Source organism: Pseudomonas asiatica (assembly GCF_040214835.1).
GTDB lineage: Bacteria > Pseudomonadota > Gammaproteobacteria > Pseudomonadales > Pseudomonadaceae > Aquipseudomonas > Aquipseudomonas putida_Z.
The window spans coordinates 4,992,563-5,006,191 of record NZ_CP157874.1 but is presented as its reverse complement, the minus strand read 5'-3'; the positions used below and the strand labels follow the sequence as shown (position 1 = coordinate 5,006,191).

Sequence of the window (13,629 nt, the reverse complement as noted above, 5' to 3'; positions counted from 1 at the left end):
TAGTCATCCCTTCAAAGGCAGTGTCAGCAGGGTAGCCAAGGCCAGCGACAGCTGCAGGCCCAGGCACACTGCCTGGCGGCGTAACAGGGCCAGCGCGGCCTGGCTGCGTGCAGGCCAGGCGCGGGAATCGGTGGCCTGCGGTTTGAGTTTCAGCTCGAACAGGGCGTGGTCCAGGGCCTGGGTGTCCGCCGCCAGGTCGCGGCTGGCGGCGAGGCGGGCGAACAGTTCGGCATCCAGGGCCACGCGAATGGCCCAGTACTTGTGCAGCACGCCTAGTACCAGCAGCGCAATGCACAGCAGGCTGGCCAGTGGTTGCAACTGTGTACCCAGCAAGGGCGCCAGGCCGTAGGCCAGGGCCAGCAGGGTGAGGCCGTCCGACAGGCGTTCCAGTTGTTTGCCACGGCCCAGCAGGCTGGCCACCACGTACAGCGTCATGGTTGTGTCCCTAGCTGTTGCAAGGCCTGGCGGTGTGCGCTGTGCAGGAGCACGCCGGGGCGGGCCTTGCGGATCAGCGCCTCGGCCTGGCGAGCGTCAGTGCAGCGGCCCGTGAGCACCAGCCAGGCGGCCACGGCGCTGGCACTGCGCGAATAGCCCAGGGCGCAACAGACCAGCACCGGGCCTTGGGAGCGCAGGCGTTCGATAGCGATGGCGGCCTGGTGCAGCAATGGGCTTTCCGGGGCGATCAGGTCCAGGGTAGGAAAACATGCGTAGCCAACGGCGGACGCGACCTGTGTAGGAGCGGCCTTGTGTCGCGAAAGGGCTGCGAAGCGGTCCCAGATTTTCAGCTTCGCAGCAGATATTGCTGGGGCCGCTTCGCAGCCCTTTCGCGACACAAGGCCGCTCCTACAATTGTCCGCGCTGTCCTGAACATGGCACGGTAGCTCTGCGCACAAATCGACCACCGCAGCGAACTGCGCGCCACACCCAGGAATCCGCCCAAGGTAGACGCCATCACACACTTCATCCGCCTGCGGGTGCCGCCAGGTCCACAACCGCGAGTTGACCCACGCCCCCACCAGATAAGGCGCCAGCAGCCAGCTGGCTGCATGCGACAAGCGCCCATCGGCGCCTTTCTGAAACCCGCCTGCACCGAGCACGCCATAGTTCAGCGCCACCAAAGCCAGCGATACAGCCGGCCAGCTCAACCACAGCCAGGCGCCGCCCAACGCAACGACAGGCACTGCGCACAGCAGCCCACCCACTGTATAGAACAACGCCAACCGCCAACGCTTGGCATCCCGCGCAAGGCGCACCTGCTGCCAGGGCAGCTGCCCCCGATATGGCCACAACCATACGCAGACGAACCCCGCCAATGCCCCGGTCGGCACGTCGATGAAATGGTGCTGCCAGGTGGTCAGCACCGACACCCCGATCAGTGCCATCCAGCCATGCATCAGCCAACGCCAGGGCTGGCGCTGCACGTGCCGGGCAAACATCGTCCAGATGATCACCAGCAGGGCAATATGCAGTGAAGGCGCCTGGTTGAACGGCTTGTCGAAGCCCATCAGCACATCGAACATCCAGCCGAACACCCCGCCCAGTTCCGGCCGCTCGAAGGTGAAGCGCAGCGGCCAGAGCAGGAAGCAGCTGACGCTGATCAGCTGCGCGGTGAGCAGCGCCAGCGCGTGCCGGTCCATTTCCTGGCGCGTGCGCGGCAGCAGGAAGGACAAACCGTAGAGCAGGTCGATCGACCAGTACGGGATGATCGTCCACGGCCACAACGGCATGCGGCTTTCCCAGCCGAACACCAGGCTGCCGACATCACTGCGCCCGGCGGTGTGATTGTTCGCCATCCCGTAGCTGAGGAAAAACAGCGGCCCCAGCAGCAGAAGCCAGAATACGCCCCGGCGGATCAGCCCGGGCTCGCGTGATGGGCTCATTCAGCGCACCCGTTGTGCCAGGCTGACGCTGAAAATGCCCCATTCATCGATGCGCTGGGCCAGCTTGCGGAACCCCGCCGCCTCTACCAGCTGGTCCATTTCGGCCTGGCTGCGGCGGCGCATCACCCAGGCCTCGCCGCCGCGATGGCTGGTGAGGGCGCGGGCGATCATTTCCAGTTGCGGGTGCCACGGCTGGCCGGTGTAGACCAGGTAACCGCCATCTTCCAGCGCATCGGCCAGGCCGGCCAGCGAGTTGCCTACCAACTGGTTGCTGGCGAACAGTTCGTACAGGCCGGAGACCACGGCCAGGGTCGGTGGTTGTTCCAGGGTGGCCAGGCTCTGGCGGTCGAAGGCATCGCCCTGGACGAAGCGGGCGATGTCGGCCAGGCCCTTTTCGGCAATCAGTGCGCTGCCTTGCTGCACGTTCAGTTCGCTGTAGTCGCGCAGCAGGATCGAGTCCGGCAGTTGTTCGAGTTCCTGCAGGGCCTCGAGGATGTAGCGGCCATGACCGGCGGCGATATCGACGATGTGCACCGGCCGCTGCTGTTCGCGCAGGCGGGCGATGGCCAGGCGCAGCAGTTCCTCTACGTGCAGCTTGCGCTGGCGGATGCCGCGCCAGCCGATGGCGTCGAGGTAGTTCTGGTCGACCAGGCGGCCAAGTTTGCCTTTGCCGGTCGGCTGGTTGCGGTACACGTAGTCCAGGGTACTGCCCGAATCGAAACCGGTATCGAAACCCAGCTTCACACCTTCGGACAGCCCCTTGCCCAGGCGCAGCCCGGCACGGGTGGCACGCCAGTAAAGGTCGCGGGGCGAGTTGCGCGGCAGCGGTGCGGCCAGGCTTTCGGCCTCGGCGCAGCTGGCGCCGGTCTTGTCGGCATCGAGCAGTGACGGCAGGGCGGCGGGGCTGGCGAAGCAATGTTCGACGAACCGCTCGATACGGCGCAGGGCATGGGCCCGATCACGCTCGCCAAGGGTGTCGTGGAAGAAGCCTGGCAGGATGTGCATTTCCTTGCGCGCACTGCCCAGGCGTTCGAAGAAGCGTTCCTGTGGCTGGCGTTCGACCACGAAGTCGGCACCGGACACCAGCAGCTGGGTCGGCAGCTGGATGGCCTGGGCATCCGCCACCACCCGGTCGGCGGCTTCGTACAGGCCGAGCAGCATGGTTACCGAAATCGGCCGGCTGATCAGCGGGTCGGCCACATACGACATGACCCGTTCGGGGTCGTGGGTGAGCAGGCGAGGCTTGACGTAGCTGTTGACGAAGAAGTTGCCGCGCAAGGCCTTCAGCAGTTTCAGGCCGGGGCGGGCGAACGGCACGTACAGTTTGACCTTGAACGCTGGCGAGGCCAGCACCAGGCAGCGCACCTTCGGCGCGTAGTCGTGGGCCCAGGTGGCGACCAGCACGGCCCCGACGCTCTGCGCCAGCACCACCAGGTCCTGTTCGGCAATGCCATGGCGGGCCTGGATGTGCTCGATGAAGGTCTGCACATCGCGCACGCTGGTGGCGAACCCCGGGCTGTCGCCGCGCGCGCCCGGCGACTGGCCGTGGCCACGGGCATCCCAGGCGAAGAAATCGTAGCCCGGCATATCCAGCTCATCGGCCAGGTGGGCCATGCGCCCGCCGTGTTCGTGGCCGCGGTGGAACATCACCACGGCCCGGCGTGGTTGGTGTTGGTTACGGGTGGCAGGCCAGTGACGGTAATGCAGCTCGACGCCGTCATGGGTGGAGAAGTGCAGCGCTTGCGCTTGGCGCATGGTCGACATCCTTTTACGACGGCAGTGGGCTCAGCGGGTTTCGGCCAGCCCCTGGCGAACCCGGTTGTAGAGGGTATAGAGCGAGAGTGCGAGGATGACCAGCAACAAGCCGTTGATCCAGGCGCCGTGCAGCACGCCGAAGGCGACGCCGGTACCCAGCACGCCGAAGGCGAACGCCCGGTCGCTCTTGCCCATGGGGCCGTCGTAGCGTCGTGAGGCGCCGGCCAGCGGGCCCATGACACCGGCGTATTCGCTGAAGGTGGCGCTAAGCACCACGAGTACGACCAAGGTTGGCGATACACCCGCCAGCAGGGCGAAGGGCAGGTACAGCGCGGCATCGGCGATCACGTCGCACAGTTCGTTGAGGTAGGCGCCGAGGGTGGATTGCTGGCCGAACTCCCGGGCGAGCATGCCGTCGACGGCGTTCAGTGCCATGCGCAGCAGCATCCAGACAGGAATCAGGATGAACAGCCAGGTGAGATGGGGCAGGGCAGCCAGCAGCAGGCCCAGCAGGATTGACAGCAGGGCGGCGGCTACGGTGACCTGGTTGGCGGTGACACCGCGGTCGTTGAGGCGCTGGACAGCAGGGCGGAGCATGGCCTGGAAGCGCGGTTTGAGCTGGTAGATCGATGCCACTGGAAAGTCCTTTTCGGTGGGTCGTTACGGCGCCATTGTGTGTGAGCCTTCTTCGCGGGTAAACCCGCTCCCACAGGTATAGCGTCCATCCGAGAGATACCACATATCCTGTGGGAGCGGGTTCACCCGCGAACACGGGCGAAGCCCGCCATCAATCGCGGTGCCTGCTTCGCGGGCTCGCCCGCTCCCACAGGTATAGTGTCCGTCCGAGAGATACCACATATCCTGTGGGAGCGGGTTTACCCGCGAACACGGGCGAAGCCCGTGCCATCCACTCCGTCAGCGGGTGAGGGTGGTTACCAACCCTGCGGCATACCCCGGCAATGCCGCAAAATCGCGTGCACACACCAGCAACCGGCGATTGGCCCATGGTTCCGTCAGCGCCACCCAGTGCAACGGCAACACCCCTTGCCAACGCTTCACCGCAGCCAGCGGCACCACTCCCACCCCGGCCCCGCCCGCGACCATGCGGATCACGCCATCGAACCCTTCGGCACGCACCCGAACCCGCATGCGCCGCCCCTCGCGCAGCGCCTGCTCTTCCAGGTACAACGCCAGTGCACTGCCAGCCCCCAGGCCGACATAGCCATGGGCCAGGCTATCGATGAAGCTCGGCGCGACCTCGTTGGCCAGCGGATGGCGCTGCGGCGTCACCAGCACCAACGGGTCTTCGCGAAACGGCCGGGTCTGCAGGTGCGCGCTGGGTGCGGCGGTCGAAACGATGCCCAGGTCTGCCATGCCTTGGGTAATCGATTGCACGATGCGCAGGCTCGGCAACTCCTGCACATCCACGCTGACTCCAGGGTTTTCAGCCAGGTAGCCGGCCAGCAGTTCCGGCAGGTACTCCGTGAGCGCAGCCGTGTTGCACAGCAGGCGCACCTGGCCCTGCTGCCCTTGTGCGTACTGGCCCAGGTCGAACTGCAGGCGCTCGACCTGCTGCGTTATCAGCCGGGCATGCTGCAGCAGTGCCTGGCCTGCCGGAGTTGCTTGTACACCACGGCGGTTGCGTTCCAGCAAAGGGATGCCCAGCGATGCCTCCATGGCGCGGATGCGCGCACTGGCTGCTGCCAGCGACAGATGGCTGCGGCTGGCACCGGCGGTGATGTTGCCGCACTCCAGGGTGTGCTGGAACAGCCTGAGGTCGATCAGGTCGAAATGCATGTGGCTCTGTCCTGGCAAGAGTCTGGCTGAGTATATGGCAGATTTTCACCCCGGCCGGCGCACGCCATCATCGGCCCATGAATACCTTGCTCGCTTTCTACCAGAACATTGGCCCAGCGCTGTCGCTGCTGGTGGTACTGACCTTCCTGCTGGCCGGTGCGGTGAAGGGCGTGATCGGCCTCGGCCTGCCGACCATCGCCATGGGCCTGTTGGGCCTGGCTATGCCACCGGCGCAGGCTGCGGCATTGCTGATCGTGCCGTCGACCCTCACCAACCTGTGGCAGCTGGCAAGCGGTGGGCACCTGCGGGGGTTGCTGGCACGCCTGTGGCCGATGCTGGCGATGATCTTCGTCGGTACCTTGCTGGGCAGTGCCTGGCTGGGGATCAACAGCGGCCCTTGGGCCGCACATGCACTGGGCGCGGCCTTGATGGTGTATGCGCTGTACGGGCTGGTCGGCCCGGGCCTGCGCCTGGCACCGGGGCGGGAGCGTTGGTCGGGGCCGCTTTGCGGGCTGGTTACGGGCGTGGTCACGGCGGCGACCGGGGTGTTCGTGATACCGGCTGTGCCCTACCTGCAGAGCCTGGGTTTGAGTCGGGATCAGATGGTCCAGGCCCTGGGCCTGTCGTTCACGGTTTCGACCCTGGCCTTGGCCGTTGGCCTGGCCGGGCAGGATGCCCTGGGTGGCCAGGCACTGGGTGCTTCGCTGCTGATGCTGGCGCCGGCCTTGCTCGGCATGCTGGCCGGCCAGTGGCTGCGTCAGCGCATCAGCGCGCTGCTGTTCAAACGCTGCTTCTTCATCGGCCTGGCCGCACTCGGCGGCCATTTGCTGATCAGCGGTTAGCGCTTGATGCGCTGAGCATGTCGATCATCTGGATGTCGAAATCGCGTTCCAGGTAGTCCATGCGTTTTTCGAAGAACGCGGTCATGTGCGGCAGGGCCGAATGCACATCCAGCGCGGCCTTGTCGGCCCAGACCTCGAAGAACACGAACAGGCTCGGGTCCTGCTTGTCGCGCAGCATGTGGTACTCGATGCAGCCCGGCTCCTGGCGGCTTGGCTCGACGTAGGCGCGGAACAGGGTTTCGAACGCTTCAGCCATTTCCGGGCGGGTCTTGGCTTTGAGGATGAAGGCGTACTGCTCACTCATGGGTCGCTACTCGTTGATGGGAGGTGATGCGATTCTAAGGCAATAATGTATTGTTGATTCGTGACTTCAGGTCAATTGTATTTTGCCCATGCATTACTGTATCCCGCGCCCGCGAGCCCCTAACCTGCCGGCCTGAATTTTCCGCGAGGCCCGCATGAAGAAGATCCTTTTGCTCAACGGTGGTAAACAGTTCGCTCACTCCGGCGGTCGCCTCAACGCGACCTTGCACGAAGCGGCCATCGCTCACCTGGACCGGGCCGGTTTCGATGTGCGCCAGACCTTCATCGACGGCGGCTACGACGCCCGGGAAGAGGTGGAGAAGTTCCTCTGGGCCGATGTGGTGATTTACCAGATGCCTGGCTGGTGGATGGGGGCGCCATGGACCGTGAAGAAGTACATCGACGAGGTGTTCACCGCAGGCCACGGCAGCCTGTATGCCAACGACGGCCGTACCCGTGCGGACTACTCGCAGAAGTACGGCAGCGGTGGCCTGGTGCACGGCAAGCAGTACATGCTTTCGCTGACCTGGAATGCACCGCAGCAGGCATTCGACGACCCGAGCGATTTCTTCGAGGGCAAAGGGGTGGATGCAGTGTACTTCCCGTTCCACAAGGCCAACCAGTTCCTCGGCATGACCGGGCTGCCGACTTTCCTGGCCGTGGATGTGATGAAGCGGCCGGATGTGCCGGCTGCTTTGGCGGCCTATGAGGCGCATCTGGACAAGGTGTTCGGCAAGGCACAGTAAGGTTTTTCCTGTGCTGGCCTCTTCGCGGGTAAACCCGCTCCCACAGGTGCTGCACGGCTTTCAAGGACTGTGGTGTACCTGTGGGAGCGGGTTCACCCGCGAAGAGGCCCGTACAGGCACCGCTGGACTTGGCCTCGACAAGCGGCTATCTAATCCCTGCAGAGACCAACCACAGGCGCAGATGTGAAAACCCGATCCGAAGAACTCCAGGTATTCGTCGCCGTCATCGACTGCGGCTCGATTTCCGCTGCTGCCGAGCAGATGGGCCAGACCCCGTCCGCCGTCAGCCGTACCCTGTCGCGCCTTGAGGGCAAGCTGGGTACCACGCTGGTCAACCGCACCACTCGGCGCATGGACCTGACCGAGGAGGGCCGCTTCTTCCTCGAACGCGCGCGGCTGATCCTGGAGCAGATGGACGAGATGGAAGAGCGCCTGTCGATGAACCGCCAGACCCCCACCGGGCGCCTGCGCATCAACGCCGCCGCGCCGTTCATGCTGCATGCCATCCTGCCGTGGATCGGCGAGTTCCGCCGCCAATACCCTGGGATCGAACTGGAACTCAATACCGACGACCTGATTATCGACCTGCTGGAGCAGAGCACCGATGTGGCGATCCGCATCGGTGAACTGGCTGACTCCAGCCTGCACGCGCGCAGCCTGGGTTGCAGCCCGGTACAGGTGCTGGCCAGCCCGGCCTACCTCGAGCAGCACGGCACGCCGCAGCGGGTCGAGGACCTGGCCAACCACTGCCTGCTTGGCTTCAGCCAGCCCGAATCGCTCAACCACTGGCCACTGCGCCATGCCCAGGGTGACCGCTGGAGCATCCGCCCGGCGCTGATCGCCTCCAGCGGCGAGACCTTGCGCCAACTGGCGCTGGCCGGCGAGGGCATCGTCAGCCTGTCGCACTTCATGACCCACGAGGACATCCGCACCGGGCGCCTGCAAGTGCTGCTGAGCGAAGCCAACAACGGCTACCGCCAGCCGATCCATGCGGTGTACTACCGCAACACCCAGCTGGCGCTGCGTATCCAGTGCTTCCTCGATTTCATCCAGCGCAAGTTGGCAATGTACGCCAGCTGAGTTGCCTGAACGCGACAGATCCTGTCCACAGGCGGCGAAACTTCCTGCGGTTGATTGCACAGTCGAAGCGCTTCGGCCTTACTGACTGCTCAACAAAAACAACACCAAGGAAGTGTCATGCGTATTGCTCCGTTCCAGTACCTGGCTCTCGCAGCCGCGATCCTGAGCTGTTCCTCGGTTCATGCCGCCAACCTTGAGGGCGGCGCGGTGGCCGCGCCCGATCAATATGGTGCACAGGTGGCCGCCGACATCCTCAAGAAAGGCGGCAACGCGGTGGATGCGGCAGTGGCCACGGCTTTCACCCTGGCGGTGACTTATCCCGAGGCCGGCAACATCGGCGGTGGCGGGTTCATGACCCTGTTCGTCGACGGCAAACCCTACTTCCTCGACTACCGCGAAGTCGCGCCCCGGGCCGCCACGCGCAACATGTACCTGGACGAAAAGGGTGAGGTCATCGAGAACCTCAGCCTTGTCGGGGCACGCGCTGCTGGCGTACCGGGCACGGTGATGGGGTTGTGGGAGGCGCACCAGAAGTTCGGCAAGCTGCCCTGGAGCGAGCTTCTGACCCCGGCCATCGGCTATGCGAAAAACGGCTTCAAGGTGGCCGCAAAGCAGTACCAGTACCGCAACGATGCCCAGGGCATGTTCAAGACCGCGACCAATTTCAACGACTACTTCGGCAACATGAAGGTCGGCGAGCTGTTCAAGCAACCGGAAATGGCCCAGACCCTGGAACGCATCGCCGACAAGGGCGTGAGCGAGTTCTACCAGGGCAAGACCGCCGACCTGCTGGTGGCGCAGATGCAGGCCGACAAGGGCCTGATCACCAAACAGGACCTCAAGGACTACAAGGCCGTTTGGCGTGAGCCGATGGCCGTGAGCTGGCGTGGCAACGTGGTGTATACCGCGCCACCGCCAAGCTCCGGTGGCGTCGCCCTGGCCCAGCTGCTGGGCATCAAGGAAAACCGCGCGGCGGACTTCAAGGGTGTGGCGCACAACTCGGCGCAGTACATACACCTGTTGGCCGAGATCGAGAAGCGCGTGTTCGCCGACCGCGCCGACTACCTTGGCGACCCGGCCTTCACCAAAGTGCCGGTGGATCAGCTGGTGGCCAAGGACTACCTGGCCAAGCGCGCCGCGCAGGTCAACCCGAAGGCCATTTCCGACACCGACAAGGTCAAGCCGGGCCTGGAACCGCACCAGACCACGCACTTCTCGATCGTCGACAAGCAGGGCAATGCGGTCAGCAACACCTACACCCTCAACCTCGATTACGGCAGTGGTGTGGTGGTGAAAGGCGCCGGCTTCCTGCTCAACGACGAGATGGACGATTTCAGCGCCAAGCCGGGGGCGGCGAACGCCTTTGGTGTGGTTGGTGGCGATGCCAATGCCATCGCCCCGGGCAAGCGCATGCTGTCGTCCATGAGCCCCAGCCTGATGACCCGTGATGGCAAGGTCGAGCTGGTCATCGGTACCCCGGGTGGGTCGCGGATCTTCACCTCGATCTTCCAGGTGATGAACAACCTGTACGACTACGACATGCCGCTGGACAAGGCGGTGGCGGCGCAGCGCGTGCACCATCAGTTGCTGCCCAAGGACACCATCTACTTCGACAGCTATGCGCCGCTGACCGGGCCGGTGGCTGATGAACTGAAGAAGATGGGCTATGTGCTGGAGGACCAGGGCTGGGAGATGGGGGATATCCAGGCGATCCGGGTTGATGGGACGAAGCTGGAGACCGCTTCGGATCCGCGTGGGCGTGGGGTAGGGATGATCGTCAAGTAATACCTGTTCCATCGCTGGGAGGGCTTTGCCCTCCTATCGCGACACAAGGCCGCTCCCACAAAGACCTGCGTACGCCGATCAATGTGGGAGCGGCCTTGTGTCGCGATAGGGCCGCAAAGCGGCCCCCAAAATTCCAGGATCAGACGCGGAACTGGCTGACCAACGTCTGCAACTGCCCACCCAACCGCGCCAACTCCACGCTGGACGCCGCCGTCTCGTCACTGGCAGCCGCCGTCTGCTCCGACACATCGCGCACATTCAGGATGCTGCGGCTGATCTCCTCCGCCACCGCACTCTGCTGCTCCGCCGCCGCGGCAATCTGCTGGTTCATCGACTGGATGCTCGACACCGTGCTGGTGATGCTCTCCAGCGAAGCCCCGGCCTTGCGCGCCAGCTCGACGCTGCTGTCGGTCAGGGTACGGCTGCCTTGCATGGCCGTAGCCACTTGCTGGGTCCCATGCTGCAGGCTGGCGATCAGTTCTTCGATCTCTTCGGTGGATTTCTGCGTGCGCTGGGCCAGGCCGCGCACTTCATCGGCGACCACGGCAAAACCACGGCCGGCCTCGCCGGCACGCGCCGCCTCGATCGCTGCGTTCAGCGCCAGCAGGTTGGTCTGTTCGGCCACCGACTTGATCACGTCCATCACGCTGCCGATCTTCTGGCTTTCCTGCTGCAGCAGGTTCATGGCTTCGGTGGAGCGGTGCATGTCCTCGGCCAGGCGCTCGATCTGGCCAATTGCTTCGCCCACCACGCGGTCGCCGGCACGGGCTTCGTCATCGGCACCGGTCGCGGCATGCGAGGCCTGTTCGGCATTGCGCGCCACTTCCTGAACGGTAGCGGCCATTTCGTGCATGGCGGTGGCCACCTGGTCGGTCTCTACCTTCTGGCTGTTGGCGCCGGCGCTGGTCTGCTCGGTCACTGCCGACAGTTCCTCGGCAGCGCTGGCGATCTGGGTGACGCCGTCGCGGATGCCGCTGATCAGCTCGCGCAAGGTGGTGCCCATGCGGGCGATGCCTTGTTGCAGCGCGCCCAGTTCGTCGCGGCGGGTGACGCGCAGATGCTGGGTGAGGTCGCCGCTGGCGATCTTTTCCACTGCCGCCATGGTGTCGCGCAGCGGGCGGGTGATCTGCCGGGTGATCAGCACTGCCGCCAGCACGCCGACCAGCAGCGCCAGCAGCGTGGCGATGGCCTGCAGGCTGCGAGCCTGGGTGCTCTCGATGTCGCGGCGCTGCAGCTGGATCTGGTACAGCGCGTCGCTGCGCTTGACGATGTCGGCACCCTGCACGGTCATTTCGGCGCGCGCAGTGGTGATGTTGGCGACCGCATCGCGGAACTGGCGCACGGCGTCACGGTAGGCCAGCACCGAGCCTTCGAACTGTTGCAGGCGCGTGTCTTCGGCCGGCAGCTGGCGCTTGAGGTTGTCGATTTCGGCCAGGGCGGCGTCCAGCTGGCGCAGGGCGGCCTGCTCGTTGGCGGCGCTGTTTTCGGCAATGTAGCCGCGTACGTCGATGCGCACCTGCAGCAGTTGCTGGCGGGCCTTGCTGATCAGCTGGTACTGGGCCAGGCGCACGCTGTCGGCTTCTGGGCGCGCCATGACTTCCTGGCTGAGGGCGTCCATGGCTTGGTCGGCGCGGCTGGCCGAACCGTCCATGGCCGTGCGCGCGGTGCGGGTGGCGTCGTAGCCCTGGCGCATCTTGTTCAGCGACACCTTGTAGGCGCTGATGGTCTCGCCCAGTTCACCCAGCAGCTTGATGTTTTCCGGGCTCTTGAAGGTGCTGGCCAGGTAGGCCTGCTGTTTGCTGAAGGCGTCCAGCTTGGTCTGGGTGTTGGCGGCGGCGGCATCGTCGCCGTTGGCGATCATGTACTGCAGGCGGGCAATGCGCAGGTCGGTCAGGTCCTTGTTGAGCTGGCCGATATCACCCATCCAGTTGCTGCGGTCGATCAGGCTGCCCAGGCTGGTCCAGCCGGTCAGGGCCAGCAGGCCGGTGAGGATCAGTACCAGGCCGAAGCCCAGGCCGAGTTTGAGGTTGACGCTGATGTTGGCGAACCAGCTGTTCATGCACGCTCTCCAGAAGTTGTTTTCGCTCGCTTGATCTTCGATCGCCAGGCGTTGTTGTTCTGGATGCCCGCTGATTCGTGCAGGGGTTATCGGCAGTGATGGAGGAAGCTGAAACGCTTTTTCAGCAGATTTGTAACTGGCTTGATTGGGGCTGCTCTGCAGCCCTTCGCGGGCATGCCCGCGAAGCAGGCGACGCGGTGGATGGCACCGGCTTTGCCGGTGTTCGCGGCTAAAGCCGCTCCTACAGGGATCGCGTCGGTTTTGGAAGCTATTCAAAGGTTGCGCGCACTGAAGGTATCGCAGCGGTTCACTTCGCCCTCGGCAAACCCAGCCTTGAACCAGCGCACCCGCTGCGCCGAGGTGCCGTGGGTGAACGAGTCTGGTACCACGCGCCCGCGGCCTTGCTGCTGCAGGCGGTCATCGCCAATGGCATTGGCCGCGTTCAGCGCCTCTTCGACGTCGCCCGGTTCCAGCCAGTTCAGGCGCTTCTGCGCCTGGTAGGCCCATACCCCGGCCAGGCAGTCGGCCTGCAGCTCCTGGCGCACCAGCAGGCCATTGTCGCCTTCCATGCGTTGGCCACTGCGGCGCGCGGCATCGACCTTGGCCGACACGCCCAGCAGGGTCTGTACGTGATGGCCGATTTCGTGGGCGATCACGTAGGCCTGGGCAAAGTCGCCGGCTGCGGCAAAGCGGGTTTCCATTTCGCGGAAGAACGACATGTCCAGGTAGACCCGTTGGTCTGCCGGGCAGTAGAACGGCCCCACCGCCGCCGAGGCAAAGCCACAGGCCGAATTGACCTGGCCGCTGAACAGCACCAGCTTGGGGTCGCGGTACTGCTTGCCGCCCTCGGCGAACAGGGCTTTCCAGGTGTCTTCGGTGTCGCCCAGGATCGAGGCGACGAACTCGGCCTGCTGGTCGTTGGCCGGCGGGGCCTTGCCGCCCGCGCTGCTGGGTGCCTGCTGTTGTTGCTGCTCCATCTGGCCGGCGAGCTGGCCAAGAATCTGCAACGGGTCCTGGCCGGTGAGCCAGCCGATGCCGACAATCAGCAGCACCGCTCCAAGCCCCAGCCCCTTGCCGCCGCCGAAACGCATGCCGCCGCCACCACCTTCGCCTCGGGCATCGACCACATTGTCGCTGCGTCGGCCTTTTCGCCAATCCATGAATGCTCTCCGGAGCGTGAAACAAGAAGACAAAGATTAGTCCACGACAGCGGCGAGTGTCAGGCCAAGGTGCTTATGCATAACCAAATGGTTATGTTTGATGTGGCTGATTTCAATATTCATTGCACGCTACCTGCCTGAAACTGCATGTGGGAGCGGGCTTGCCCGCGACTGGGTTTCAAAGAACCCCCCGCGCATTTCCATAATTCCAAGAGAGGAAAC

General features: G+C 64.6%; 12 protein-coding genes and 1 pseudogene. 4 read left to right on the top strand and 9 right to left on the bottom strand.

Annotated elements, in window-relative coordinates; all coding sequences use genetic code 11:
• Window positions 1–3: 3 nt before the first annotated feature.
• The 5 genes from ABNP31_RS22355 to ABNP31_RS22335 form a co-directional block, all read right to left on the bottom strand.
• Entirely contained in the window at window positions 4–435 is a 432-nt protein-coding gene (locus ABNP31_RS22355; protein ID WP_350012771.1) for a hypothetical protein, read from the bottom strand.
• A complete protein-coding gene (locus ABNP31_RS22350; RefSeq protein ID WP_350012770.1) occupies window positions 432–1,880 on the bottom strand; it encodes a serine/threonine protein phosphatase in 1,449 nt (482 codons plus the stop codon). The genes ABNP31_RS22355 and ABNP31_RS22350 overlap by 4 nt, the downstream gene beginning before the upstream one ends.
• Complete coding sequence (locus ABNP31_RS22345; protein ID WP_085664477.1) at window positions 1,881–3,635, bottom strand: bifunctional alpha/beta hydrolase/class I SAM-dependent methyltransferase; 1,755 nt, start codon at window positions 3,633–3,635, stop codon at window positions 1,881–1,883.
• A gap of 30 nt (window positions 3,636–3,665) precedes the next feature.
• Window positions 3,666–4,271: a CDP-alcohol phosphatidyltransferase family protein gene (locus ABNP31_RS22340; protein WP_085664475.1), complete on the bottom strand. Its 606-nt coding sequence runs from the start codon at window positions 4,269–4,271 to the stop codon at window positions 3,666–3,668.
• 279 nt (window positions 4,272–4,550) lie between these two features.
• Complete coding sequence (locus tag ABNP31_RS22335; protein ID WP_085664474.1) at window positions 4,551–5,432, bottom strand: LysR substrate-binding domain-containing protein; 882 nt, start codon at window positions 5,430–5,432, stop codon at window positions 4,551–4,553.
• A 77-nt stretch (window positions 5,433–5,509) separates the two neighbouring features.
• Between ABNP31_RS22335 and ABNP31_RS22330 the strand changes: the two genes are divergently transcribed.
• Window positions 5,510–6,274, top strand: coding sequence for a sulfite exporter TauE/SafE family protein (locus ABNP31_RS22330; RefSeq protein ID WP_085664473.1), 765 nt, complete (start codon window positions 5,510–5,512; stop codon window positions 6,272–6,274).
• On the opposite strand, the gene ABNP31_RS22325 is transcribed toward ABNP31_RS22330, so the two are convergent.
• Window positions 6,264–6,578, bottom strand: a complete 315-nt coding sequence (locus tag ABNP31_RS22325; protein WP_003258316.1) for a putative quinol monooxygenase — start codon at window positions 6,576–6,578, stop codon at window positions 6,264–6,266. The two genes, ABNP31_RS22330 and ABNP31_RS22325, sit on opposite strands and share 11 nt — an antisense overlap.
• Window positions 6,579–6,732: 154 nt before the next feature.
• Here ABNP31_RS22325 and ABNP31_RS22320 point away from each other — a divergent pair, with 154 nt between their 5' ends.
• The 3 genes from ABNP31_RS22320 to ggt all read left to right on the top strand — a co-directional run bounded on the left by ABNP31_RS22320 (window position 6,733) and on the right by ggt (window position 10,188).
• Window positions 6,733–7,323 carry an NAD(P)H-dependent oxidoreductase gene (locus ABNP31_RS22320; protein ID WP_025340652.1) on the top strand — a complete coding sequence of 197 codons (591 nt, stop codon included), beginning with the start codon at window positions 6,733–6,735 and terminating at the stop codon, window positions 7,321–7,323.
• A gap of 183 nt (window positions 7,324–7,506) precedes the next feature.
• Window positions 7,507–8,403: a LysR family transcriptional regulator gene (locus ABNP31_RS22315; RefSeq protein WP_025340651.1), complete on the top strand. Its 897-nt coding sequence runs from the start codon at window positions 7,507–7,509 to the stop codon at window positions 8,401–8,403.
• Window positions 8,404–8,520: 117 nt separating this feature from the next.
• Window positions 8,521–10,188 carry a gamma-glutamyltransferase gene (gene ggt, locus ABNP31_RS22310; protein ID WP_085664469.1) on the top strand — a complete coding sequence of 556 codons (1,668 nt, stop codon included), beginning with the start codon at window positions 8,521–8,523 and terminating at the stop codon, window positions 10,186–10,188.
• Between the two features lie 139 nt (window positions 10,189–10,327).
• Here ggt and ABNP31_RS26285 read toward each other — a convergent pair whose 3' ends face one another.
• The 3 genes and pseudogenes from ABNP31_RS26285 to ypfJ form a co-directional block, all read right to left on the bottom strand.
• Window positions 10,328–11,032: a methyl-accepting chemotaxis protein gene (locus ABNP31_RS26285; RefSeq protein ID WP_433916062.1), complete on the bottom strand. Its 705-nt coding sequence runs from the start codon at window positions 11,030–11,032 to the stop codon at window positions 10,328–10,330.
• 198 nt (window positions 11,033–11,230) lie between these two features.
• Window positions 11,231–12,112 (bottom strand): annotated as a pseudogene (locus ABNP31_RS26280) (methyl-accepting chemotaxis protein); the annotation flags it as partial.
• A 407-nt stretch (window positions 12,113–12,519) separates the two neighbouring features.
• Window positions 12,520–13,407 carry a KPN_02809 family neutral zinc metallopeptidase gene (gene ypfJ / locus ABNP31_RS22300; protein WP_025340648.1) on the bottom strand — a complete coding sequence of 296 codons (888 nt, stop codon included), beginning with the start codon at window positions 13,405–13,407 and terminating at the stop codon, window positions 12,520–12,522.
• Between the last annotated feature and the right edge of the window lie 222 nt (window positions 13,408–13,629).

What these genes read in the sequence shown, in the direction of transcription:
- ABNP31_RS22345 (WP_085664477.1), bottom strand. Translation starts at nt 3,635, where the DNA reads ATGCGCCAAGCGCAAGCGCTGCACTTCTCCACCCATGACGGCGTCGAG.
- ypfJ (WP_025340648.1), bottom strand. Translation starts at nt 13,407, where the DNA reads ATGGATTGGCGAAAAGGCCGACGCAGCGACAATGTGGTCGATGCCCGA.
- ABNP31_RS22325 (WP_003258316.1), bottom strand. Translation starts at nt 6,578, where the DNA reads ATGAGTGAGCAGTACGCCTTCATCCTCAAAGCCAAGACCCGCCCGGAA.
- ggt (WP_085664469.1), top strand. Translation starts at nt 8,521, where the DNA reads ATGCGTATTGCTCCGTTCCAGTACCTGGCTCTCGCAGCCGCGATCCTG.
- ABNP31_RS22350 (WP_350012770.1), bottom strand. Translation starts at nt 1,880, where the DNA reads ATGAGCCCATCACGCGAGCCCGGGCTGATCCGCCGGGGCGTATTCTGG.
- ABNP31_RS22330 (WP_085664473.1), top strand. Translation starts at nt 5,510, where the DNA reads ATGAATACCTTGCTCGCTTTCTACCAGAACATTGGCCCAGCGCTGTCG.
- ABNP31_RS22320 (WP_025340652.1), top strand. Translation starts at nt 6,733, where the DNA reads ATGAAGAAGATCCTTTTGCTCAACGGTGGTAAACAGTTCGCTCACTCC.
- ABNP31_RS22355 (WP_350012771.1), bottom strand. Translation starts at nt 435, where the DNA reads ATGACGCTGTACGTGGTGGCCAGCCTGCTGGGCCGTGGCAAACAACTG.
- ABNP31_RS26285 (WP_433916062.1), bottom strand. Translation starts at nt 11,032, where the DNA reads ATGGCCGCTACCGTTCAGGAAGTGGCGCGCAATGCCGAACAGGCCTCG.
- ABNP31_RS22335 (WP_085664474.1), bottom strand. Translation starts at nt 5,432, where the DNA reads ATGCATTTCGACCTGATCGACCTCAGGCTGTTCCAGCACACCCTGGAG.